The sequence below is a fragment of the Oryzibacter oryziterrae genome (assembly GCF_021864535.1).
GTDB lineage: Bacteria > Pseudomonadota > Alphaproteobacteria > Rhizobiales > Pleomorphomonadaceae > Pleomorphomonas > Pleomorphomonas oryziterrae.
Genome location: NZ_JAKJIC010000002.1, coordinates 187,670 through 211,310, shown reverse-complemented (window position 1 = coordinate 211,310; position 23,641 = coordinate 187,670). Strand labels below are relative to the sequence as shown.

The window sequence follows — 23,641 nt, the reverse complement described above, 5'->3', positions numbered from 1 at the left end:
CGCCCCTGTGTCCGACAGGCACCAGAAACAGACAGGCCGGCTCAAGCGAGCCGGCCTGTGTCTTCTCTTGATGGTCCTGGCTTCTCGCCGGCTCCGGTCAGAAGCCCGAGAAGCGCCACTCCATGCGATGCCCATAGGTCTCGCCCGGGCGCAGCACGGCGCTCGGATAGGACGGCTCGTTGGCGGCATTGGGATAGGTCTGCGGTTCGAGCGCGATGGCGCCATTCTTGACCAGATCCGAATAGGGCGCCTTCAGCGCATCCGAGAAGTGATCGCCCGTATAGAGTTGGATGCCCGGCTCGGTGGTCCACACTTCCATGACGCGGCCCGTGCCCGGTTCGGTGACGCGGGCACCGAGATGCAGCGCGCCGCGGCCGGCGTCGAGGCAGAAGTTATGGTCGTAGCTGCCGTTGATCGGCCGCTTCGCACGGAAGTCAAAAGCCGTGCCGGCCACGTCCACCAGCGGTCCCGTGGGGATCAGCCGCTCATCCACCGGCGTATAGCGCGAGGCGGGGATCTCCACCTCGTGGGCCAGCACATTGCCCTTGCCGAGCAGGTTCCAGTAGGCGTGGTGGGTGAGGTTGACGAGCGTCGTCTTGCTCGTCGTTGCCGTCATCTCCAGCCACAGCGTCGTGCCGCTGAGGCCATAGGTAGCCGTCGTCTCCAGCGCGCCCGGAAAGCCCATGTCGCCATCGGCGGAGGACAGGCGGAAGGTCACCTGATCGGTGCCGGCCTCGACGTCCCAGTCGCGCCGGCCGAAGCCGCCCGGGCCGCCGTGCAGCGTGTTGGTGCCGTTGTTGGCCGGCAGGGCGTATTTCACGCCGTCGAGCACGAAGGAGGCGTCGGCGATACGGTTGGCGACGCGGCCGCAGATGGTGCCGCCCCAGGTGTCGCCGGCCGGCTGATCGGTGTCCGTTGCCGTGCCAATGACAACCTGCACCGGCCCGGAGGCCGTGGGCACGTCCAGGCTGAGAAGCCGCGCGCCCGCCGGGGCAAAGCGGGCAGTCAAGCCGGCATCGCCACGCAGAATGATTTCCTTGGTCTTGTTCATCGCATTGTCTCGCAAACTCGTCTTCGCCGGCCGCCCATTGATTCAGCATCCGGATATACCCACGGAAACTAACAGATTTTCCAGTGCCTAGGCGATAATCCTGCTATACGCACGAATGACAACATGGGCATCATGGACAAGCCGCGCAGCGCCTTTTGGGGAGAGGGAATGCTTGCGACGGTTCCAGATTCAAGGATCTCGGGCAATCGCCATCAAAGGGATCGTTTCAACCTGACGGACGGTTGGTCTGGAGCGCGAAGGTGGGCTGGGAGAGCTTGGGAGACATGAAGACGGATCTCTTCGGGGCCGGCGCGTTGCGCAAGGCGCCCCAGAACAATCACGCCAATGTGGTCCACCAGCTCGGCCTCGAGATCGTGCGCGGAACCTTGCCGCCCGGCAGCCTGCTGCCAGGGGACGCCGAGTTGATGGCGCGCTTCGGCGTCTCGCGCACCGTCCTGCGTGAAGCCTTGAAGACGCTGGCGGCCAAGGGGTTCCTGCTGCCCAAGGCCAAGATCGGCACCCGCGTCCTGGAGCGTTCGTGCTGGAACCTCTTCGACTCCGATACGCTGGCCTGGCACTTCGAATGCGGCATCAGTCGCGAGTTTCTGGCCAGCCTGTCGGAGGTGCGCGCCGCGCTCGAACCGGAAGCAGCGGCCCTTGCCGCCCGTCGGCGCACCGAGCAGGACGTCAGCCGCCTCTATGTCCTGATCGAACGCATGTCGGATCCTCAGATCTCGCCTGAGGACTTTGCAGCCGTCGACCTCGAGCTGCATCTCGCCATTGCGCTGATGTCGCGCAATCCCTTCATGCACTCGATTACCAGCGTGATCGAGGTCGCGCTGGCGACGTCCTTCCGCCTGTCCTCGCCCGCCTCCGGCAGTGTGCGCATACTGGAAGTGGCGGCCGAGCACCGGCGGATCGTTGCCGCGATCGATGCCGGCGATGCCGAAGCTGCCCGCGCCGCCATGCGGCTGGTCATTGAGGCCGGGGCCCGTGCAGTGGCCGAGGCGGTGTCCTGACGGTTCTGTGACTGCCGGCGATCACACCCGTACAGCCGGGTCGGCCTTGCCCTTGAAACTACCCGTGACGAGGAATGTCTGGCCGGCCAGGGGGTCGGCGGCGAGCTTGTCGGCGTCGTAGAACTCGCGGGCGGACGTCACCAGCAGATGATCGAGGTCCGGGCCGACGAAGCACGGACAGGACGTCTGTTTCGCCGGCAGCGCGACCGATTGCACGCGCTGCCCGTCCGTCGCATAGGCGTCCACCGCCGCACCGTTCCAGCGGGCGTTCCAGAGCAAGCCATCGGCATCCACCACGGCCCCGTCGGGGCCGCCGTCCGTCAGCTCGGCAAAGACACGCCCCTCGCCCAGGGGCAGGCCGGTGGCCGGATCGACGTCGATGCAATAGATCCGCGCCACCTTGCTGTCCGAGTAATAGGCCCTGCGGCCATCGGGCGAAAAGCAGATGGCATTGGGAATGGCAAGGCCGGTGATGATGGGCCTGATCTCGCCGTCCCGATAGCACCAGATGGTGCCGAGGCCATCGTCGAAGGTCCAGCTCATGGTGGAGATCCAGAGCGCCCCCGAGGGGTGCGTGCGCCCGTCATTGGCGCGCGTGCCCGGCGTCTTGTCCCAGAACGGCATCAGCTCGGTGAGTGCGCCGGTGCGGATGTCGCGCAGGAACAGGCCGGCATCGCCGGCGATCAGCTGACGCGCCGCGTCCACCGTCGCCGCCACCGTGCCATGGAAGGGCAGATCATGGCGGATCAGCGTGCGGCTGTCCCAGCCCATCTCCAGCAGTTGCCGATCGAGCACGTCGAACCAGAACATGGTGCGGGTCGGCGCATGCCAGGACGGCCCCTCCCCCAGATGGCAGGAATGGTTCGACACCACCGATACGCCCGTCATGCAATCCCCCGTAAGCCCTGTGTTCGCCGCACATCAGTAACCGGTTGCTCGACCGGTGCAAGGCCGTCAGCCACCGTCGATGCGACCGGCGATGATGGCAATGGCCTGCTGGTAGACGCTGGCGGCGTTCCAGCCCTGAAGCGCGACAAAGTTGGGCTGCCCCGGCTGGTATCCCTGCCCCGGCTGCCAGCCATGCCCCCTCAGGAAGTTGGCCGTTGACGCCAGCGCGTCCGCTGCCGAGTGGATCAGATCGATCCGGCCGTCGCCGTCGCCATCGACGGCATAGAGCAGCACATTCTTCGGCAGGAACTGCGTCTGTCCCACCTCGCCATGGGCGGCGCCGATCATGTCGGTGGTCAGCACGCCGCGGTCGACAAGCTGCAGGGCGGCGTAGAACTGGTCGGTGAAATATTCCGTGCGGCGACAGTCATAGGCCAACGTCGCCACCGCCGACAGGGTCGGCGTGTTGCCCATGAACGAACCGAAGCCGGTTTCCATGCCCCAGATGGCAATGACCGGTCCGGGTGGCACGCCGAAGCGTTGTTCGATGGAGGCAAACAGCGCGGCATTGCGCTTGAGCACCGACTTGCCCTGCGAGGCGATGGCCGGACCGCCGCGCTTCTTCATGAAGGCGTCGAGCGAGAGATGAAAGCTCTTCTGGCCGCGATCGGCACTGATGGTGCCCCGCGAGTAGCTGACCGATCGCAGCACAGTATCCAGCGTCGACGCCGGCACGCCGTTGGCCATGGCCTCACCGCGGATCTGCTTCGTCCAGTCGGCAAAGCCAGCAGCCGTGTTGCCGCAAGTGGCCGCCTCAGCGGCCGACACCATCGACAGCCCCAACAGGGCCACGCCCAAAACCGCGCCAATCCTCGCCATCAAAAATCTCCACCCCAATAGGCTCCCTACCACCCATAGGAGCATTTGCCCGCAACTTCGGCAATATCCCCTATGGCGGCGAATTGAAATTTTCAATGCACGATCAGCGCGCTGACCAATAGCCGCGACGACACGCAAACAGGTCGAAGCCCCGGCGCCAAGGTCAACTTGCAATGTTCAGGGAAGGGATGGTGCCTGAGGGCGGAATTGAACCACCGACACTACGATTTTCAGTCGCATGCTCTACCAACTGAGCTACTCAGGCACATCAGCCGCTGGTTTGGTTGGCTCCAGCGACGAAGCATCGGCCTTATAGATAGCGCGGCGAGGCTTGTCCAGAGGGTTTGGCGGGAAATTTGTCAGGAAATTGAAATTTGGGGAGAAAGCCGGGGAAAATGATTTTGGATCAAGGCGTAAGCGCGTGCGGACAGACGCAGGGAATCGGGCCTCGCACTGGTGAAAAGCTGGAAAAATTGAGAGGTCCGCGCAAAATCAGCGGTCGGCGTCGGGATCGTCGGCGCTGTCGGGCAGGTCGTCATATTCCACCACGGGGATGGCATAGGCGCCCTTCAGCCAGCGATTGAGGTCCACGTCCTTGCAGCGCTTGGAGCAGAAGGGGCGGAAGCCGGGATCGGTGGGCGCGCCGCAGTTGGGGCAGCGCGGCTGCGACGGGGTCATGCCAGCGCGCCTTCGGACCAGTTCTGCCGTACCGGCAGGCCGGCGCCTTCCAGCATCTGCGCCGTTTCATGCAGCGGCAGGCCGACGACGGAGGAATAGGACCCGGACATGGTGGCGACGAAGGCACCGGCAAAGCCCTGGATGGCATAGCCACCGGCCTTGCCCTGCCATTCGCCGGAGGCGAGATAGTCGGCCATTTCCTGGGCCGACAGACGCTTGAAGCGCAGGCGCGTCTCCACGAGGCGTTCGCGCAGGCCATTGGGCGTTGCGAGCGCCAGACCGGTGAAGACGCGATGGGTGCGGCCCGACAGGAGCGCGAGGCATTCCTCGGCCTGGGCGAAGGTCTCGGCCTTGGGCAGGATGCGGCGGCCGAGTGCCACCACCGTGTCGGCGGCGAGCACCAGCGCCTTGCGCTCGCCGGTCAGCCTGGCATCGAGGCGCAGTGCTGCCACTTCGGCCTTGCTGCGCGCCAGCCGGCGGGCGAGGCTGCGCGGCAACTCGCGCCGCTCCGGCGTCTCGTCGATGTCGGCAGGCAGCAGCAGGCCGGGCTCGATCCCGATCTGCTTCAGAAGCGCGACGCGGCGCGGGCTGCCGGAGGCCAGAACCAGCAAGGGGCTGTCGGTCATGGTCGGCACCTTTGCGCTCAGTTGCTTACTTGAAGCGATAGGTGATGCGACCCTTGGTCAGGTCGTAAGGCGTCATCTCCACCAGCACCTTGTCGCCGGCGAGAACGCGAATGCGGTTCTTGCGCATGCGGCCAGCGGTGTGGGCGATGATCTCGTGCTCGTTCTCGAGCTTCACGCGGAAGGTAGCGTTGGGCAGCAGTTCGGACACGACGCCCGGAAATTCGAGGACTTCTTCTTTTTCAGACATGCGATTTTCGTTCCAGGGATTGAATTCGGTGCCGGATACCTAGCCCAAAGCAACGCCGAAATAAACAGCAGACCCGCGAAAATGCAGGAAAAAGGCGTGGGATTGGTGATTTGGTAACCGTGCAGGTCTGTGGACCGCGTTCAAGAGCAGCCCCGTCCGGCCTCAAGCCCGCGCCGGGGCGGTTTGAAACTGCGGGTTCCAGTTGAGTCGCTTCTTGATGCGCGCCATCAGATAGTCGCGCACCGCCCGGTATTCCTCGAGGATGTGATCGCGCGAGCCACTCGCCAGCGTCGGGTCGGACGTCGGCCAGTATTCCACGTCGACGGCATTGTAGCGGAAGAGGTCCAGCGCCCGATGGTGGGCGTCCGGTGCCAGCGTGATCACCAGATCGAAGCTCTCGTCTTCGAGATCCTCGAAGGTCTGCGGGCGATGGCGGGTGATGTCGAGGCCGATCTCCTCCATCACCGCGACGGCGAAGGGATCGAGTTCGCCGCGCCGGGCGCCGGCCGAGGCGATGTAGATCTTGCCGGGAAACAGATGGCGGGCGATGGCGGCGGCCATGGGCGAGCGGACGGCATTGAACGAGCAGGTGAACAGCACGGCGCCGGGCCGTTTCTCTTCCTCCTCAAGTTCGGGGACGTCGGTCATCTGCCTCTCGTCTTGCCTGGTCGGTCGTCAGGGCGATGCCCGATCGACGCGCGGCCTCAGCCCTTCCACTGCAGAACGGCGATCAGCGTAAATAACCGCCGGGCGGTGTTCATGTCGATGACGATCTTGCCGTCGAGCCGCTCCATCAGTGCGCGGGCGCCCTCGTTGTGCAGGCCGCGGCGTCCCATGTCGATGGCTTCGATCTGGCTGGGGCTGGCCGTCTTGATGGCCTGATAATAGCTGTCGCACACGACGAAATAGTCGCGCACGATGCGCCGGAACGGGCTCAGCGACAGGACGTGGGTGATCACCTGCGTGCCGTCCTGGCGCCCGATCTGCATCACCAGACGGCCGGAGACCAGCGCGAGATTGAGGGTGAACTCGCCGCTGTCGTGGCCCGCCGGGGCGAAGCTGTTGTCGTCGACGAGGTCATAGATGGCCACGCGCCGCTCGTGATCGACCTCGCGCGAGATATGGCTGATCGAAGCTTCGTCGAGCGTCACCGCCACGAGGCGGCAGGGACGCGTCTGCTCCGGTTGATCGGTCACAATGGCCTCCATGCTGGATGCCGTCTGATAGCACAGGCGTTTGCCCGACGCGACCGGGCCTTTGAGGTAGCCGATGATCGACGCGCCACCAGAAAATTCGCCGCAAATGTCTGAAAGCGGGCCGCAGACGCTTGAATCCGCGCCCGGCCTCGCCGATATGTCGCGCGCGTGAATTCACCCCGCAACCAACGAGAAGAGTGCGACATGACGACCACGGAACGGTTGAGCTTCGAAACCGAGGTTTCCCGCCTCCTGCACCTGATGGTGCATTCGGTCTATTCCAACAAGGACATCTTCCTGCGCGAGCTGATCTCCAACTCGGCCGACGCCTGCGAGAAGCTGCGGTATCTGTCCATTGCCGATCCCTCGCTGCTCGGCGGCGAAGGCGGTTTCGGCATCGCCATCGAGGCGGACAAGGACGGCAAGCGGCTTGTGGTCGCCGACAATGGCATCGGCATGAGCCGCGAGGAACTCAAGGACAATCTCGGCACCATCGCCCGCTCGGGCACCAAGGCCTTCCTCGACAGCCTCGAGCAGAAGGCCGAGGGCACGGCGCTGATCGGCCAGTTCGGCGTCGGCTTCTACTCGGCCTTCATGGTGGCCGCCAAGGTGCGCGTCGTCTCGCGCAAGGCCGGCACCAGCGAGGCCTGGGCCTGGGAGTCGGACGGTCTCGGCACCTATGAACTGTCGTCGGTGGACGTGGCCGACGCCCCCTTGCGCGGTACCCGCGTCGAGCTGTTCCTCAACGACGAGAGCCTCGATTACGCCGAGGAGCATACCGTCGACCGCATCGTGCATGCCTATTCGGCGCATGTGCCGGTGCCCATCTCGCTGAAGGTGGCTGGCAAGGACGAGACGCGGGAACTCGCCGACGGTTCGGCGTTGTGGGTGAAGCCCAAGGCGCAGGTCAGCGCTGAGGAGTACAAGGAATTCTATCACAACGTCGCCATGGCCTGGGACGACCCGGCCCTGACGCTGCACTATCGCGCCGAGGGGCGGCAGGAATACAACGTCCTGCTGTTCGTGCCGGAGACCAAGCCCTTCGACCTGTTCGATCCCTCGCGCAAGGGCCGCGTCAAGCTCTACGTCCGGCGCGTCTTCATCACCGACGAGGCGGAGATCCTGCCGGCCTGGCTGCGTTTCGTGCGCGGCGTGATCGACAGCGAGGACCTGCCGCTCAACATCTCGCGCGAGATGCTGCAGAAGAACCCGGTGCTGGAGGCGATCGGCAAGGCGGTCACCGGGCGCGTGCTGACCGAACTCTCCAAGCTCGCCGACAGCAATGCCGAGCTGTTCGCCAAGGTGTGGGATGCCTTCGGCCCCGTGATCAAGGAAGGCCTCTACGAGGCGGCCGACCGGCGCGACGACCTGTTCAAGGTGGTGCGCTTCAAGACCACCACCTCCGGCGAGAGCTGGCGGACGCTGACCGACGTGGTCAAGGACTTCAAGGAAAACCAGACCTCGATCTATTACGCGCTCGGCGACAGCGCTGAGCAGGTGCTGGCCTCGCCGCATCTGGAAGGCTATGCCGCCCGCGGCCTCGAGGTGCTGCTGCTGACCGATCCGGTCGACGCCTTCTGGGTGCGCACCGCGCTCGGCTTCGAGGGCAAGCCCTTCAAGTCGGTGACCCAGGGCGCCGCCGATCTCGACAACATCAAGAAAGTGGACGACAGCGCCGAGGAAGCGCCGAAGGCGGAAGCCGCCGGCCTTGCCGCGACGCTCAAGGACGCGCTCGCCGACGTGGTGTCGGACGTGCGCGTCTCCGCCCGCCTCGCTACCAGCCCGGTCTGTCTGGTCGCCGCCGACTTCGGCCTCGACAAGATGACCGAGAAGCTGCTGGCCCGCCAGGAAGGCAAGGCGGCCGGGACCAAGCCGGTGCTCGAGATCAATCCGTCGCACAGCCTGATCAAGGCGCTCACCGCCAAGGCCACCGCCGGCAATGTGGCCGCCATCAAGGATGCCGCCGCCCTGCTCTACGGCCAGGCCAGGATCCTCGACGGCGAAGCACCTGATGATCCCGCCGCCTTTGCGGCAGCGGTCAGCCGGATGATGGAGCGCGAGCTCGGCTGACGCTCGCCGCGCGGAACCGGACCGCCCCCTCGCTTGAGCGCCCCACGCCCTGGCTGCGGTTGAGACGTTCAGGCAGGTCCCGGCGGACGGGGTGTTTTTCCAGCAAAAGCAATGGAAGGCCTCGGACTGCGGTCCGGGGCCTTCTTGCCTTTGACGGACCGCTTTCGCTTCCGCTCAATACTTTTGTCGCATAAGCATATCTACGAATTAAACATGAAAAGACGTCACTAAAACATGATATCAAAAATCATGTATGATAAATTAATTTTGTCATTGCTATAAATCTTGGCAAGACTGCCAACTTGCTGAGCACATCTGAAGTCGGATCTACTGAGCCCTGTCCGATGATGACTTGGTCAAATATATAGACCTTCAGGCACGGCACGTTTGGCGCGAAGTTGCTCACATCGACACCCAAGGCGACGACGATGACACGACGATGGACTGGATCAATCAAGACTGTCTTGGCTCTGGCGACCGGGTTGCTTGTCGCGATCGGCCTGGCGCAAGGTGTGGCCGGCTTCTTCATCGCACAGAAGCTGCAGGACAAGGTTGAGATCGAGGCCGCGAATTATCTCCCGAGCGTCGATCTTCTCGGGCAGGTGCAGTTCGACCTGATCCGCTTCCGTCTGCGCATGTCCCGCCATATCCTGGTCACCTCGGAAGCTGACCTCAAGGCGGTGGAAGACCAATGTGCGGAAACGCTGGCGGAACTTGCCAAGGATCGGGCCGCCGCCGAGGCTTTGTTGATCGATCCGGCCGAGCAGGCAACCTATCGCGACGCCTTCGCCGCCTATGACCCCTACAAGGCACAGTTCGACCAGTTGATCGCGCTGTCGCGCAAGGGCGACAAGGACGGCGCCACCAAGCTGCTCAACGGCGAGCTCAAAGTGCTTTCCGAAAAGCTCCTGGGCGGCGTCGAGGCGCTGTTGCAGGACCACCGCCAGGAGGCCGCCGCCGCGCATGAGGAAGCCAAGGCGGAGTTCCTCGAGATCCGCCTGATGTCGCTCGGCCTTGCCGCGGTTTGTCTCGTGCTTGGCGCGGCGACGGTGCTGTTCGTCCGCCGCCGGGTGGCCGCGCCGGTGGTCGACGTGACCATGACCATGACGCGCATCTCCGAAGGCCATCTGGACACCGACGTACCGCATACGGGCATGGACAACGAGATCGGCGGCATGGCCCAGGCCCTGCTGGTGTTCCGCGATCGCCTGGTGGAAAACGAACGCCTGCGCAAGGAGCAGGAAAAGTCCAGCGCCCTGATCGAGCGCGGCCGGCATGGCGCCCTCGAAAGCCTCAAGGTCGGCGCCAACATGGTGGCCGATCTCAACGACATCGCCGTTGACCTGACAGCGCTCAATCGCAACATGGCGCAGGTCACCAGCGGCGCGCAGACCATTGCCACCGCTTCCGCGGAACTGGTGAGTTCGGTCGAGGCGATCGCCGCCAACTCCGACGGCGTTGCCGCCGATGCCAATGCCACCGACCAGACGGCCGTGGCCGGCCGTGGCGTGGTGGCCAAGGTGGCCTCGGCCGTGGGCAACATCGCCTCCGCCGTCGACGAGACGGCGCGCAGCGTCGATCAGCTGAGCGAGGCCTCGGGCCAGATCGCGCAAATCCTCGCGGTGATCGAGGGCATCGCCAGCCAGACCAATCTCCTGGCACTCAACGCCACCATCGAGTCGGCGCGCGCCGGCGAGGCAGGCCGGGGCTTCGGCGTCGTGGCGGCCGAGGTCAAGGGGCTCGCCAACCAGACCTCGCGGGCGACCGATGACATCTCCCACCGCATTTCGGTGCTGAAAGGCGGCATGGACCAGATCCTCAAGACCATGGCTGCGTCGAAGTCGGCCGTTGGCGAAGGGCAGGCCTCCATTGCCGAAGCGCTTGCCATGATGGAGCAGATCTCCTCGCAGGTCGGCAGCGTCAACCACCGCATGCGCGACATTTCCGGCATCCTGCGCCAGCAACGTGAAGCGGTGGAGGAAATCTCCAAGTCGATCAACACGGTGGCCGACACTGCGACCGACAACGAGGGCCTGCTGCACACGATGTCCGGCAAGATGCGGGGCAGCAACGATCGCTTCTCGCAGAAGGCGGCCAGCTGGCACAATGACGGCGACGACGCCTCGCTCTGCGAGATCGCCAAGATCGACCACGTCCTGTTCAAGAAGAAGGTGATCGATGCCGTCATGGGCGCGCTGGAATGGCGCCCCAGCGAGGTCACCGACCATCACAACTGTCGCTTGGGCAAGTGGTATGACGGCATGCGCGACCCGGAAGTGCGCAACCAGCCCGCCTTCATCGCCATCCTCGGGCCGCATGAACGCGTCCACAACGTTGCCCGGCAGGTGCTGGAAGCGAGGGCGGCGGGTCAGCCGGACAAGATGATGGCCGCACTCGCAGAGCTCAACCACGCCAGCGCCGATGTTGTGGAGCGGCTGGAAGACCTGTCGGCCTATGTCAGTGCCCGGCAGGACCGGCTGGCAGCCAGCGGCGCCTTCAAGGCCGTGGCCGCCGATGGAAGCCATGTGCATTCCGCCAGTTGCCGGCACTGACCCCAGTCAGAGGTCCGAAACCGGAGATCGGCAGCGAGCCCCTCTCGCTGCCATTTTCTTTTTTGTTGCAACGCCTCGCCTCTATCAATGTACATGACTATGTACTAATATAATAACGATGAGTTAAGGCCGAGCCGCTTCGGCCCGATCACCAACGGGAGAGTTCCATGAAGAATGTGGGTGGTAACGATCGCCTCGTGCGAATCCTCGTCGGCGTCGTGTTGTTGGCCTTGACGCTGACACCCTTCGGCGACGCTCTCAAGTCCGCCATCGGCGGCTGGAGCTGGGTACTGACCGCCGTCGGCGCCGTGCTGTTGCTGACCGGCCTTGTCAACTTCTGCCCTGCCTATACGCTCTTCGGCATAAACACCTGCAAGAAGTGATCGGATTGCAACGGGCAGCCCTGCCCGGCTGCCCGCTGCGATAGTCCCGCTGCATTGCCTTGCAGCGGGACTTTTCTTTCAGTTCAGGCGGATGGAGACCGAGCGGGCGTGGCCGCCGAGGCCTTCGACCTCCGCCAGCGTCACCGCCGCCGGGCCGATGATCTTCAGCGCCTCGGGCGGCACCTTCAGGATCGACGTGCGCTTGACGAAGTCGAGCACGCCGAGGCCCGAGGAAAAGCGCGCCGAACGGGCCGTCGGCAGCACGTGGTTGGATCCGCCCACATAGTCGCCGATCACTTCCGGCGTATGGTGGCCGATGAACACGGCGCCGGCATTGCGCACCTTGGGCAGCATGGCCTCGGGATCGGCGACGGCCAGTTCCAGATGCTCGGCCGCAATGCGGTTGGCCAGCGGGATGGCGTCGGCGAGATCTTGCACCAGGATCACCGCCCCGAAGTCGCGCCAGGAGTCGCGGGCGATCTCGCCACGCGGCAACACGCTCAGCTGCCGCTCGACGGCCGCTTCCACCGCCTCGGCCAGTTCGGCGCTGTCGGTCACCAGGATGGACTGGGCGGCACGGTCATGCTCGGCCTGGGCGATCAGGTCGGCGGCCAGCCATTCGGCATTGTTGTCCTTGTCGGCGATGATCAGCACCTCGGATGGGCCGGCGATCATGTCGATGCCCACGGTGCCGAACACACGCCGCTTGGCGGCGGCCACATAGGCATTGCCGGGGCCGACGATCTTGGCCACGGGCTTCAGGCTTTCCGTTCCATAGGCGAGCGCGGCGACGGCCTGGGCGCCACCGATGCGCCAGACCTCGTCGACGCCGGCAAGACGCGCGGCCGCCAGCACCAGCGGGTTGACCGCGCCATCGGGCGTCGGCACCACCATCACCAGACGATCGACTCCCGCCACCTTGGCCGGCACCGCGTTCATCAGCACCGACGAGGGATAGCTCGCCGTGCCGCCGGGCACATAGAGGCCGACCGCCTCGATGGCCGTCCAGCGCGAGCCGAGCTCGACGCCGATGGCGTCGGTATAGCGGTCGTCCTTCGGCTTCTGGCGGGCGTGGTGGCTCTCGATGCGGTCGCGCGCCAGCTTCAGCGCGTCCATCACCTTCGGTTCGACGGCGGCCACGGCGGCATCAATCTCCGCTTCGCTGACGCGCAGGCCCTTGGCGCCCGCGTCGAAACGGTCGAGCTTCTGCGTCCACTCGATCAGCGCCGCGTCGCCGCGCTTGCGGATGTCGGCGATGATCTCGGCGGCGCGATTGTCCACATCCTCGGAGACTTCGCGCTTGGTGGTCAGGAAGGCGGCAAAGCGGGTTTCGAAATCGGCATCCCGATCGTCAAGGCGAATGGCCACGGCGTGTCACTCCGGCAGAACACACAACTCCGGCAAAGGCGGGAACCGGTTCTGCGTCCGGAGTTGCGTGACAAAAGACAGAAGGGAGCGCGGCTGGCGCGCTCTTGATCCGCCGCCCTTTATCACGCTTCGGAGTGCGTTGGGATATTTTCCGTCGACCAGGCTGGACCGAGATCGGTCAGGCTCGCCTCGATGCATTCCACATCGAGACGCAAGGAACCGCCCCCGGCGAACTCAAGGAAGACCCACGCCGCCGGCTCGTCCTTCACCTCGACGCGGATGGTCAGCAGGCTGACGACGGCATCGGGCACATCGCGCCGGATATGGGCGGCCTGCACCGCGTTGACGCGGGCAAAGTGCAACAGCGACCGGCGCCGTTCATAAAGGCCGCGCTTGCCGGTCTTCTCCCACACGAAGCGGTTGAGTTCCAGCGTCAGGCGCTTCTCCTGCGGCCGCCAGTGGATGTCCCCCACCTGGCCCACCGCGTCCTGCACATGGGCGGCGATCACCTTGAGATCATCGGCGTCCAGCGCCGCAAGCTTCAGCAAGTCCATCGTCCAACCTCATTTTCTGCTGCTGATGCAGATAGGATGCGACGGGGACGATGGCAAGACGGCACGGCCCATTCTACGGTAAGGTGCTTCACCTTCGCCACAGCCGCAACGAAGGCCGGTGACTGGATGTAGCCGGCAGAGCCGGCGTTTCCTATCACCTCTTGCGCGGGAACCGGACTTCTCGCCCTGAGACGACGTGACGGTCACCCCTGCAGGGAAATAGACACTGGCCCACGCAGCGCCTCGCCTTGGTCACAGGTCCAGCTGGTAGACAACAAACCCGTTGGCCGGGCGGAAGCGATCATAGAGCTTGCGCGCGGTCGTGTTGGTCTCGTGGGTGTGCCAGTAGACGCGGTCCCAGCCGCGCTCGGAGGCGAGGCGCAGCAGATCGTCGATCAGGGCCCTGCCGACCCCGGCGCCACGGGTGTCGGGGTCGACGAACAGGTCTTCGAGATAGCAGATCGGCTGGGTGACCCAGGTGCCCTCGTGCAGCACGCAATTGGCAAAGCCCACCATGCGGTCACCCGCAAAGGCCACACGGCAGAACAGCGGCGACGCCGGATCGAGCAGGCGCTGCCAGGTATGGGCCGTGACGCCTTCCGCAAGCTCGGTCTTGTAGAAGGTGAGATAGCCGGCCCACAGCTGACGCCATTGCCCCTCGTCGGAGGCAACGGCGTCGCGGATCACGAGGTCCATGGTCAATCCTTTGGCGCTCGGAGCGTGTTCCGACCCGACGCAATCGTCAGGTCGTCTCAAAATCGCTCCAGGTTCAATTGCTTGAGCAGCCGCTTTTCGATCACGTTGCTTCAACATGATCGGCGGGTGCACTAGCCGGAGATGCGGGAGATGTCGGCGCCACAGCGCGAGATCTTTTCCTCGAGCCGTTCGAAGCCGCGGTCGAGGTGATAGACGCGGTTGACCGTGGTCTCGCCTTCGGCGGCAAGGCCGGCGATCACCAGTGACACCGAGGCGCGCAGGTCGGTGGCCATGACAGGGGCGCCCTTGAGGCTCTCGACGCCTTCGACGGTCGCCACCTGACCGGACAGCGAGATCCTGGCACCGAAGCGGGCCAGTTCCGCCACGTGCATGAAGCGGTTCTCGAAAATGGTCTCGGTGATGTGCGAGGTGCCCTTGGCGCGGGTCATCAGCGCCATGAACTGCGCCTGCAGGTCGGTGGGGAAGCCCGGGAAGGGATCGGTGGTCACGTCGGCGGCGACGATGCCATGGCCGTTGCGGCGCACGCGGATGCCGGAGTTGGTCTCGGTGATCTCGGCGCCGACCTGGCGCAGCACGTCGAGCGGGTTCTCCAGCAGCGACCCTTCGGCGCCTTCCAGGAGCACGTCGCCACCGGTCATCGCAACCGCCATGGCATAGGTGCCGGTCTCGATGCGATCGGCCACCACGCGATGGCGGGCACCGCGCAGGCGGTCGACGCCGTCGATGGTGATGGTGGAGGTGCCGGCGCCCTGGATATGCGCGCCCATGGCGATCAGGCACTTGGCGAGATCGACGATCTCCGGCTCACGCGCGGCATTCTCGATCACGGTCTGGCCCTTGGCCAGCGTCGCAGCCATCATGATCACGTGGGTGGCGCCGACCGAGACCTTGGGGAAGACGACGCGGTTGCCGACGAGGCCGCCGGGGGCCTTGGCGACCACGTAGCCGCCTTCCACGTCGAGCTGGGCGCCGAGGCGCTCGAGGCCCATCAGGAACAGGTCGACCGGGCGCGTACCGATGGCGCAGCCGCCGGGCAGCGACACCTTGCAGGCATGCATGCGAGCCAGGAGCGGCCCGATCACCCAGAAGGAAGCGCGCATGGTCGACACCAGCTCATAGGGGGCGGTGGTGTCGGTGATCGAGCGGGCGGTCAGCGAAATGGTCTGGCCGGTGAGCAGGTCCTCGCCGATGCGCTTGCCGTTCACGCCATAGTCGACGCCATGGTTGACCAGGATGTTGGTCAGCTGCCGCACGTCGGCCAGGCGGGGGACGTTTTCCAGCGTCAGCGTCTCGTCGGTCAGCAAGCTGGCGATCATGAGCGGCAGCGCGGCATTCTTGGCGCCGGAAATGGGAATGACGCCGTTGAGGCGGTTGCCGCCGATGATCCTGATCTTGTCCATTATCCGTCCTTTGCCCCGGAACGCCGCACGGGCGCCCTATCCTTCGTCTGCCGGCCTCGCAGCCCCGCTGCGACCCGCACCTGTCGCCACAGGCTTAATCAGCGGTTTCCGGCGTTTGTTTGTCGATGACGGGACTCGCCGGCAAACCGACGCGCGAATCAGCCTCGCCGGCCCGGCGCCCGCGCGCCTGGCTCTTGCGCTTGCGCAGATTCTCACGCAGCGCCTCGGCAAGGCGCTTTTCGCGCTCTTTCCGCGCCTTATCGTCCCGCTCGGTATCCGGCATGACCCTTCCCCGAAAAATACGGCCCCTTCCATGCTGCGCTTTTTCGGTGAAGACAAGCGAAAAGCTGGAAATCCGCCCGTTTTCTCCACACCCGCCCCTCGCCGCCCCCAACCCGGCAAAGAAAACTCACGAGAATTTCCGATCTTGGGCTTGCATGCCACGGAGAACTATGGCAGACGTGCGCCCGTTCCGAACGACATCGCCGCAACGCGATCCGGACCGGCCTGCTGTGGTAGCTCAGTGGTAGAGCACTCCCTTGGTAAGGGAGAGGTCGAGAGTTCAATCCTCTCTCACAGCACCATTTTCCGCCATATTCGAGCAGTTGTCCGGGGTTAAAAGCAGCCCTTCCGGGGTGCGCAGCCTTTTGGCATCCCGAATGGCGTTCGCCGTACCGGCGCGCGCGAAAGCACAAATCCAGCCCCTTTACGATGACAGAAATTACCCTCGTTTTCCGGGGAATTCTCGTCATTTCATGGGACGTTCCTCCTTGCCATGCTCCTCCAACGGCAATCGAAGCCGCCGTTAGACAAAAGGAGTGAAGGCAATGGAATGCATGTTCGAATTTCAGGATAAGCACGGCGCGGCTTATGACTGGTCACCTGAGGAGGTGATCTATCTTCTGTCCCAGATTTCCAATTTAACTGCTTCGAGCTTCGTCGGCGATGCTGTTGACGAAAACGCTTTCAATATGGCTGCCAGTGGTGTTCGGCTGGCATTGATGGCTCGGGAAGCCGAAGTCGATATCAATCTGCTGCCGCATGTGTTCAAAGCGCTGAGGGAAATTGCTGCTGATGGGGCGAGGATCGCCTCCTCGACTGAAAATAATACAGACGCCAGTATCGACTACTGGCGTCGCTTCTGTTTCGCCTACAGCATATTTAATCTTGAAAATAAGATTGAGCCAGATGAGTGCGAACCGGCTCCTGCTTCGACGGCGGAGTAGTGGCGTAAGACGCTTGTGCCGCAATATACGCAATACAGGTAAAACGCCCTGCCTCGTGCGGGGCGTTTTCTCTTGGGGCAGAAAATCGTTCAACCACTTTGGTTTCGCTCTATAATTGTGGACGACGGTCAATAACCGTCTGTAAGGGCGTGCGCGGTCCGTGCTAGCTTTCGCTAGAATTCCGACTCAACTTGAATCAGCTCAGCAGCTTAGAGGGAGGCGAATATGGGGTTTACGGACAACCCGATCATCACGTCGCCGTTCGATCCTCCCACGCATCATTATGAACTCGACGACGACGGCCAGCCGACTGGCAAGAAGCTCGCCGGGCGACGCGAGAGTATTCAGGTTGTTCCGGTCCCGGCAGCCCGTCGTCGCGGTCCAAAACAGGCGGAACTTGCACTGTTCGACGAGAACGGGGCCAAGGTCACGTCCAATGCCCTGATCAACGAAATCCGCAAGCACGTCGAACAATGGCGCGCTCTGCCTCCGAGCCAGTGGGGCGTGACGCCAGAGACGCAGCGGCTACTCCTCCATTGGCGCGAGCCGACCCGTGCCCGGCGGCTGTTCTTTTGTCAGCGCGAGGCCGTCGAGACGCTGATCTATCTGACCGAGGTCGCGCCGAACCGTTTCCGCAAACAGCTTCAGGACGCCAACGCCGAGGCCAACCCCGGCCTCTATCGTCTCGCCGCCAAGATGGCGACCGGCTCGGGCAAGACGACGGTCATGGGGATGATCATCGCGTGGCACGCGGTCAACAAGGCGCGGCGACCGAATTCCAAGACGTTTTCCGACGCCTTCCTGATCGTCGCGCCCGGAATCACCATCCGTGACCGGCTGCGTGTCCTGATCCCGTCCGACCCCGAGAACATCTACGAGGCGCTGAACCTCGTCCCGACTGATCTGATCGACGGCATCCGCAAGGCGCGGATCGTCATCACCAACTACCACGCCTTTATGCTCAGAGAGAAAGAGCAGGTCTCGAAACTCAACCGCCAGATCCTCGGCGGACGGGACGGCGAGAAGTCCTTCACCGAGACGGAAGGCGAGATGGTCGCGCGCGTCGGCGGAACCGACCTGATGGGCCGCAAGAACATCATCGTCCTGAACGACGAGGCACATCACTGTTACCGCCACAAGGTCGGCGACGAAGAGGGCAACGGCGAAGCCCTGACAGCCGAGGACAAGGAAGAGGCAAAGCGCAACGAGGAAGCCGCGCGGGTCTGGATCAGCGGTATCGAAGCATTCCAGCGCAGGCTCAGCGTGCAGGCCGTCTACGACGTCTCGGCAACCCCCTTCTTCCTCAAGGGCTCCGGCTATCCGGAAGGCACCCTGTTCCCATGGGTGACGTCCGATTTCGGCCTGCTCGACGCTATCGAGAGCGGCATCGTCAAGGTGCCGCGCCTGCCGGTGCTCGACGACTCCATTCAGGGCGAGTTGCCGAAGTTCCGCGATGTGTACCGGCACGTCGCCAAGGACCTGCCGAAGAAGGGGCGCGGCAAGCAATCGAAGGCGCTGATGGACCCGCAGCGCTTGCCCGCCCTGCTGCTTCAGGCGACCGAAGCCCTCTATGATCACTACAAGGCGACCTATGCCGCATGGGAAGCCGAACCCGAACTCGGTCGCCCGCCGGTCTTCATCGTCGTGTGCAACAACACCGCGACATCGAAGCTGATCGCCGACTGGATTTCCGGCTACGAGGTAACGGAAGGCGAAGGCGCGAAGGCACAGACCCGGCTGGTGCCCGGCAAGCTGCCGCTCTTCTCTAATGTCGACGGCCGTGGCGAATGGCTGGGACGGCGGCGGACGCTGCTGATCGACAGCGAACAGCTCGATTCCGGCGAGGCGCTGTCGGAGGACTTCCGCAAGCTCGCGGCTGGCGAGTTGGCCGCCTTCAAGAAAGAACTGCGCATCCGCAACGACCCGCGCGACATCGACAAACTGACCGATGCCGACATCCTGCGCGAGGTGATGAACACGGTCGGGCGTCCGGGCAAGCTCGGCGCGGACATCCGCTGCGTGGTGTCCGTTTCCATGCTGACCGAGGGGTGGGACGCCAACACCGTCACCCACATCATGGGCGTGCGCGCCTTCGGCACGCAGTTGCTCTGCGAGCAAGTGGTAGGGCGCGGCCTCCGACGCGTGTCCTACGAGATCGATCCGGCCACCGGCTTCTTCCCCGTCGAATATGCCGACGTCCTCGGCGTGCCCTTCACCTTCGCCCAGCAGGGCAAGAACGTCGCGCCGAAGCCGCCGCCGAAGGTGACGCGCATCCGCGCCTTGGAGGACCGGGCGGCACGTGAAATCCGCTTCCCCAATGTCGAGGGCTACCGCATCGTCTTCCCGCGCAAACTGCTGAAGCCGGTTTTCACCAACGACAGCAAGATGACGATCACCTCGGACGACTTGCCTGTCGTGACCGAAGTCGAGCCGCTGATCGGCGAAGGCTTCACGCTGGACCTGCGCACCCATGCCGACCAGCTTCGGTTGAAGACGGTGGTGTTCGACGTCGCCGGTCTCCTGCTGCGCACCTATTTCAAGGACGAAGACGGCGCGCTTCAGGTCTGGCGCTATCCCGAACTCACGCGGATCACCGAGCGGTGGTTCACCGAGTGCCTGACCTGCGCCGGGGACACGCGACCGCAATTCCTGAAATGGCGCTCGCTGGCCGTCCGCGCGGCCGAGAAAATCTATCGCGCCTTGGCGCCGTCGCTGTCCGGCCCGCCGGACGGGTCAAGTGGCGCGCTGCTGCCGATCCTCAATGCCTATAATCCGGAAGGCACGACGCGGCACGTCGATTTCAACACCTCCAAGACGACGCTGTTCGCGACCAAAGCCGACAAGTGCCACCTCAACTATGTGGTCTACGATCAGGATTGGGAGGTGGGGTTGGCCGAGCGGCTGGAAGGCATGGGCGAGGTCGTCGCCTATGCCAAGAACCACAATCTCGGCTTCGAGGTGCCCTACGAGTTCGGCGGCGAGACCCGTCGGTATAGGCCCGATTACGTCGTGCGGATCGACGACGGCGGGGCCGGACCGCTCAATCTGGTGATCGAGGTCAAGGGCCAGCGCGACGAGCAGGACGCCGCCAAGGCCGAGACCATGCGCAATGTCTGGGTGCCCGCCGTCAACAATGCGGGGCGGCATGGGCGCTGGGCCTTCCTGGAGCTGAAGAGCGCGCCCTACGACGCGGCGGCGATCATCCGGGATGCGGTGTTTCCCAAGATGGCGGCGGAGTGAACCATGCTCGCGCGTTTCGACAGTATTATCCGGGCAATCGTACACAAGATCGCGCTTGAAGAGACGCAGCTTTGTCAGCGGATCGGAACGAGCATTCATGATGAGGACGACTTCACGTCCCGCCTTGCCGACAGAATAGAGAACGCGATCGATGGCGTCATCGATTCCGGCTATCGATGGAATGTTGTGACAAGAAAGCTCCCGTGGAGAGGTTCTTCATCGGAGGAAAAGCAGTATGGCGCAGACTTGATGATTGTCTTGTCCGTCAACTCTCCGGACTTCTCCGTTTCCAAGGGTGTTCTGGTTCAGGCGAAGATATTGCAGAATGTTCGCGAGCTTATGACCAACTTCATGTACCCAACTTTCACGTTGGATAATCATCTTCGGGGCCAAATTCAGAATATGCTGCAAATCACACCAGAATCGTTTGTCTGGGTCTACGCGGAACCGGGTGTCAGGGTGATGCGCGCCGGAACGTTGGCCGGATGTGGAAACCATAGAACCGTCTTGGAAGTCGAGAACCGTTCACTCGCCAATTTCATGGGCCAGTTCTTGAGTTGTTGGCACGGAGACTATCGATTTGCGGCGGCAGACAAAAACAGTCTGGAGACCGTTGCCCGCGAGTACAACGCCAAACGAGCGGTTTTGATTTCTGCGACAAGCGACCGTGACAGCGGTCGAGAGTGAGATATTCCATGGCCAAGCCTCCCACCCCTACCGACGTCGACAACTACCGCCATGAGGCGGCGAAGCGGATCAACATCCCGACCGCCGAGAATCAGGCTTTGGTGCCGGACGACGACAAGGCGCTGAAGGTGTTGCGCTATCCGCGCAATCCCGATCTGGACCCTCAGCTGGTCTGGCGCGGCAAGGATGCCGAAGATAGCGCACCGTTGGAGGTGGCCGCGCCGCCGATCTACATTCAGGAGAAGATCCATCCTCAGGTGTTGATCGAGAACTTGCGCCGCCAATCCCGCGAACGCAGGTCGGGCGACGCGTCACAGTTTGATTTCTTTCACGACTTCAATGGCCTACCGGAGGGCTGGATTGAAGACGCTGCGGCAAGCTACTACCAGACGAAGGACGCTGGCAGAACCGGATGATCCTCGGCGACAGTCTGCTCGTCATGGGCAGTCTGGCCGAGCGCGAGGCGCTGCGCGGCAAGGTGCAGTGCATCTATTTTGACCCGCCCTATGGCATCAAGTTCAATTCCAACTGGCAGCCCTCGACCAAGAGCCGTGACGTCAAGGACGGCAAGGAGGACAGCGTCTCTCGTGAGCCCGAAGTCGTGCGGGCGTTCCGGGATACGTGGAAGGATGGAATACACTCATATTTGAGCTACTTGCGAGATAGGTTGATCGTTGCGCGCGATCTCTTGAGCGAAAGCGGAAGCATTTTTGTACAGATTGGTGACGAAAACATTCACATCGTCCGATCACTTCTTGATGAGGTATTTGGAGCAACAAACTCTCTTGCTCAAATTACAATTGCAAAAACCAGCAGTCAAACGCAAGACTACATGCCAAATGTATCCGATTACGTACTTTGGTATTCGAAAAGAAAAGAAGCGGCAAAGTATCGACCCATTTGGAAGGACAAAGGCGGAGATCAGGCTGGATTTTCAGAATACAACAGATTGCTGTTGCCCGACCTCGGAAAGCGAACTTTGAAGGCGACAGATGCTGGCAGTCCACTCCCAGAGGGGACAAAGCTCTATCGTCAAGACAATCTTACCAGCCAAGGCATGGGACGAGAGAAAGGCGAAGGCGCAGCGTCATGGTTTGCTGTGTCCGTTGAAGGGCGCACATTTACTCCCAGCATGCAAAACCGTTGGAAGACCAACGAAAGCGGGATGAGGCGCCTTGGCGCTGCGGCTCGGCTGGAACCAAGAGGAACTAGTCTGAGCTATGTGAGATTTGTTGACGATTTCCCAGTGGTCCCCATTAACAATATTTGGCTTGATGTTAAATTTTCAAGCAGATCTGAAGACAAGACCTATGTTGTTCAAACTTCAATAAAAACCATTGAACGTTGCATCCTCATGACCACCGATCCCGGCGATTTGGTTCTGGATCCGACCTGCGGATCCGGCACGACGGCCCATGTTGCCGAAAACTGGGGTCGTCGCTGGATCACCATCGACACGTCCCGTGTGGCGCTGACGCTGGCACGTGCCCGGCTGATGGGGGCGAAGTTCGACTATTTCCATCTCGCCGACAGCAAGGACGGCGCGTTGGAAGAAGGCAAGCTGTCGGGTAAACCTCCGGCGGAAGGGCCGTTCATCGGCGACATCCGTCACGGCTTCGTTTACAAGCGCGCACCGCACGTCACGCTGAAGTCGATCGCCAACAATGCGGAAATCGACGTGATCTGGGAACGCTACGAAGCCCAGATGGCCCCGTGCCTCGGCAGGCTCAATGCCGAACTCGGCACGAAATGGGAAGAGTGGCAGGTGCCGCGCGAGGCGGGCAAGGGCTGGTCGGTCCGCGCCAATCTCGAACATGCCGCATGGTGGGATCTGCGCCGCGCCCGGCAGAAGGAGATCGACGACAGCATCGCCCGCAATGCCGACGTCGAATATCTCTACGATCAGCCGATCAAGGCCAAGGGCATCGTCCGCGTCTCCGGCCCCTTCACCGTCGAAAGCCTCAGCCCGCACCGCGTGCTGCCCTTGGGCGAAGACCCGTTCCTCGCCGAACTGTTGGAAGGCGACGACGACGCCCACACCGAAGCGCTGAAGGAGGCGACGTCCGCCGAGCCGTCCAGCGACTTCGCGCAGGTCGTCTACGACAACCTGATGGCGTCGGGCGTGCAAAACACAAAGAAGGGCGAGGCCATCAAGTTCGAATGGCTGAAGCCGCGCGTCTCCCGCTCCGGTCTGGTGCCATTCGAAGGGCGCTACGCCGAGAACGGCGAATTGAAGCGCGCCGCGATCTGCATCGGCCCGGAATATGACACGGTCGGCTACGACCTCGTGAAGAAGGCCGCGCGCGAAGCGGCGGACCTCTACGACACGCTGATCGTCTGCGGCTTCGCCTTCGCCCCAGAGGTGGACGAGACGCGGCTGAACTTCGGCTCGCTGACCGTCTTGAAGGCGCGCATGAACCAGGACCTGCGCATGGGCGACAAGCTCAAGGCGACCGGCGCGGGCAACCTCTTCGTCATCTTCGGCGAACCGGACTTGCGCGTGGTGAAGGCCGACGGCGACCTAATCCGCGTCGAGATCAGGGGCATGGACATCTTCGATCCAACGACGGGCGAAGTCCGTTCCTCCGGCGGCAGCGAACTGAAGAACGACGTCGCCGCCTGGTTCATCGACGACGACTATGACGAGGAGAGCTTCTTCGTCCGCCAAGCCTATTTCGTCGGCCAAGACCCCTACGACAGCCTGAAGCGCGCCCTGAAGGCCGAAATCGACGAAACCGCATGGGACGAGATGAACGCCACCATCTCCCGCCCCTTCCCGCGCCCGAAGTCGGGCCGCATCTGCGTGAAGGTGATCAACCATTTCGGCGACGAAGTGCAGAAGGTGTTCGAGGTGTAGACC

General features: G+C 63.3%; 22 protein-coding genes and 2 tRNA genes. 10 read left to right on the top strand and 14 right to left on the bottom strand.

The genetic code is table 11. The annotated features are described in order from the left end of the window. Positions 1–97 precede the first annotated feature (97 nt). A complete protein-coding gene (locus tag L2I41_RS03425) occupies positions 98–1,051 on the bottom strand; it encodes an aldose epimerase family protein (protein WP_237152107.1) in 954 nt (317 codons plus the stop codon). Positions 1,052–1,326: 275 nt separating this feature from the next. On the opposite strand from L2I41_RS03425, the gene L2I41_RS03420 reads away from it, so the two are divergent. Beyond that, the gene (locus L2I41_RS03420; RefSeq protein WP_390633813.1) at positions 1,327–2,070 is read left to right on the top strand and encodes a FadR/GntR family transcriptional regulator; all 744 of its coding nucleotides are present in this window, start codon (positions 1,327–1,329) and stop codon (positions 2,068–2,070) included. Positions 2,071–2,091: 21 nt separating this feature from the next. Here L2I41_RS03420 and L2I41_RS03415 read toward each other — a convergent pair whose 3' ends face one another. The 8 genes from L2I41_RS03415 to L2I41_RS03380 all read right to left on the bottom strand — a co-directional run bounded on the left by L2I41_RS03415 (position 2,092) and on the right by L2I41_RS03380 (position 6,596). Beyond that, positions 2,092–2,958 carry an SMP-30/gluconolactonase/LRE family protein gene (locus L2I41_RS03415; RefSeq protein WP_237152104.1) on the bottom strand — a complete coding sequence of 289 codons (867 nt, stop codon included), beginning with the start codon at positions 2,956–2,958 and terminating at the stop codon, positions 2,092–2,094. Between the two features lie 66 nt (positions 2,959–3,024). Next, on the bottom strand, positions 3,025–3,837 hold the full coding sequence (locus L2I41_RS03410; RefSeq protein WP_237152103.1) for a lytic murein transglycosylase: 813 nt from the start codon (positions 3,835–3,837) through the stop codon (positions 3,025–3,027). A 189-nt stretch (positions 3,838–4,026) separates the two neighbouring features. After that, positions 4,027–4,102 (bottom strand) — tRNA-Phe (locus L2I41_RS03405). A 227-nt stretch (positions 4,103–4,329) separates the two neighbouring features. Beyond that, positions 4,330–4,515, bottom strand: a complete 186-nt coding sequence (locus tag L2I41_RS03400) for a DNA gyrase inhibitor YacG (RefSeq protein ID WP_237152102.1) — start codon at positions 4,513–4,515, stop codon at positions 4,330–4,332. Next, positions 4,512–5,141 carry a Maf family nucleotide pyrophosphatase gene (locus tag L2I41_RS03395; RefSeq protein ID WP_237152101.1) on the bottom strand — a complete coding sequence of 210 codons (630 nt, stop codon included), beginning with the start codon at positions 5,139–5,141 and terminating at the stop codon, positions 4,512–4,514. Before L2I41_RS03395 ends, L2I41_RS03400 begins: the two co-directional genes overlap by 4 nt. Positions 5,142–5,166: 25 nt before the next feature. Continuing rightward, positions 5,167–5,388, bottom strand: coding sequence for a translation initiation factor IF-1 (infA, locus tag L2I41_RS03390; protein WP_237152100.1), 222 nt, complete (start codon positions 5,386–5,388; stop codon positions 5,167–5,169). Positions 5,389–5,550: 162 nt separating this feature from the next. Then, complete coding sequence (locus tag L2I41_RS03385; protein WP_237152099.1) at positions 5,551–6,036, bottom strand: arsenate reductase ArsC; 486 nt, start codon at positions 6,034–6,036, stop codon at positions 5,551–5,553. A gap of 56 nt (positions 6,037–6,092) precedes the next feature. Further along, entirely contained in the window at positions 6,093–6,596 is a 504-nt protein-coding gene (locus L2I41_RS03380; protein WP_390633764.1) for a UPF0262 family protein, read from the bottom strand. 192 nt (positions 6,597–6,788) lie between these two features. On the opposite strand from L2I41_RS03380, the gene htpG reads away from it, so the two are divergent. From htpG to L2I41_RS03365, 3 genes are all read left to right on the top strand, one after another. Then, positions 6,789–8,654 (top strand): molecular chaperone HtpG, encoded by a 1,866-nt coding sequence (htpG, locus tag L2I41_RS03375; RefSeq protein WP_237152098.1) that lies wholly within the window; start codon positions 6,789–6,791, stop codon positions 8,652–8,654. A gap of 428 nt (positions 8,655–9,082) precedes the next feature. Continuing rightward, complete coding sequence (locus L2I41_RS03370; RefSeq protein WP_255720115.1) at positions 9,083–11,206, top strand: methyl-accepting chemotaxis protein; 2,124 nt, start codon at positions 9,083–9,085, stop codon at positions 11,204–11,206. Positions 11,207–11,373: 167 nt separating this feature from the next. Continuing rightward, positions 11,374–11,589 carry a YgaP family membrane protein gene (locus tag L2I41_RS03365; RefSeq protein WP_237152096.1) on the top strand — a complete coding sequence of 72 codons (216 nt, stop codon included), beginning with the start codon at positions 11,374–11,376 and terminating at the stop codon, positions 11,587–11,589. A gap of 78 nt (positions 11,590–11,667) precedes the next feature. On the opposite strand, the gene hisD is transcribed toward L2I41_RS03365, so the two are convergent. The 5 genes from hisD to L2I41_RS03340 all read right to left on the bottom strand — a co-directional run bounded on the left by hisD (position 11,668) and on the right by L2I41_RS03340 (position 15,911). After that, positions 11,668–12,957: a histidinol dehydrogenase gene (gene hisD, locus L2I41_RS03360; protein ID WP_237152095.1), complete on the bottom strand. Its 1,290-nt coding sequence runs from the start codon at positions 12,955–12,957 to the stop codon at positions 11,668–11,670. Positions 12,958–13,079: 122 nt separating this feature from the next. Beyond that, a complete protein-coding gene (locus L2I41_RS03355) occupies positions 13,080–13,511 on the bottom strand; it encodes a DUF2948 family protein (RefSeq protein ID WP_237152093.1) in 432 nt (143 codons plus the stop codon). A gap of 252 nt (positions 13,512–13,763) precedes the next feature. Then, positions 13,764–14,207, bottom strand: coding sequence for a GNAT family N-acetyltransferase (locus L2I41_RS03350; RefSeq protein ID WP_237152092.1), 444 nt, complete (start codon positions 14,205–14,207; stop codon positions 13,764–13,766). Positions 14,208–14,338: 131 nt separating this feature from the next. Beyond that, complete coding sequence (murA, locus tag L2I41_RS03345) at positions 14,339–15,628, bottom strand: UDP-N-acetylglucosamine 1-carboxyvinyltransferase (protein ID WP_237152091.1); 1,290 nt, start codon at positions 15,626–15,628, stop codon at positions 14,339–14,341. Between the two features lie 94 nt (positions 15,629–15,722). Next, entirely contained in the window at positions 15,723–15,911 is a 189-nt protein-coding gene (locus tag L2I41_RS03340; RefSeq protein ID WP_237152090.1) for a hypothetical protein, read from the bottom strand. 226 nt (positions 15,912–16,137) lie between these two features. Here L2I41_RS03340 and L2I41_RS03335 point away from each other — a divergent pair. From L2I41_RS03335 to L2I41_RS03310, 6 genes are all read left to right on the top strand, one after another. Continuing rightward, positions 16,138–16,212 (top strand) — tRNA-Thr (locus tag L2I41_RS03335). 243 nt (positions 16,213–16,455) lie between these two features. Beyond that, a complete protein-coding gene (locus tag L2I41_RS03330) occupies positions 16,456–16,854 on the top strand; it encodes a hypothetical protein (protein ID WP_237152089.1) in 399 nt (132 codons plus the stop codon). Between the two features lie 225 nt (positions 16,855–17,079). After that, on the top strand, positions 17,080–20,094 hold the full coding sequence (locus L2I41_RS03325; RefSeq protein ID WP_237152088.1) for a BPTD_3080 family restriction endonuclease: 3,015 nt from the start codon (positions 17,080–17,082) through the stop codon (positions 20,092–20,094). A 3-nt stretch (positions 20,095–20,097) separates the two neighbouring features. Continuing rightward, complete coding sequence (locus tag L2I41_RS03320) at positions 20,098–20,781, top strand: hypothetical protein (protein ID WP_237152087.1); 684 nt, start codon at positions 20,098–20,100, stop codon at positions 20,779–20,781. Between the two features lie 8 nt (positions 20,782–20,789). Then, positions 20,790–21,197 carry a hypothetical protein gene (locus L2I41_RS03315; protein WP_237152086.1) on the top strand — a complete coding sequence of 136 codons (408 nt, stop codon included), beginning with the start codon at positions 20,790–20,792 and terminating at the stop codon, positions 21,195–21,197. Next, positions 21,194–23,638 (top strand): site-specific DNA-methyltransferase, encoded by a 2,445-nt coding sequence (locus L2I41_RS03310; protein ID WP_237152085.1) that lies wholly within the window; start codon positions 21,194–21,196, stop codon positions 23,636–23,638. The genes L2I41_RS03315 and L2I41_RS03310 overlap by 4 nt, the downstream gene beginning before the upstream one ends. Positions 23,639–23,641 lie beyond the last annotated feature (3 nt).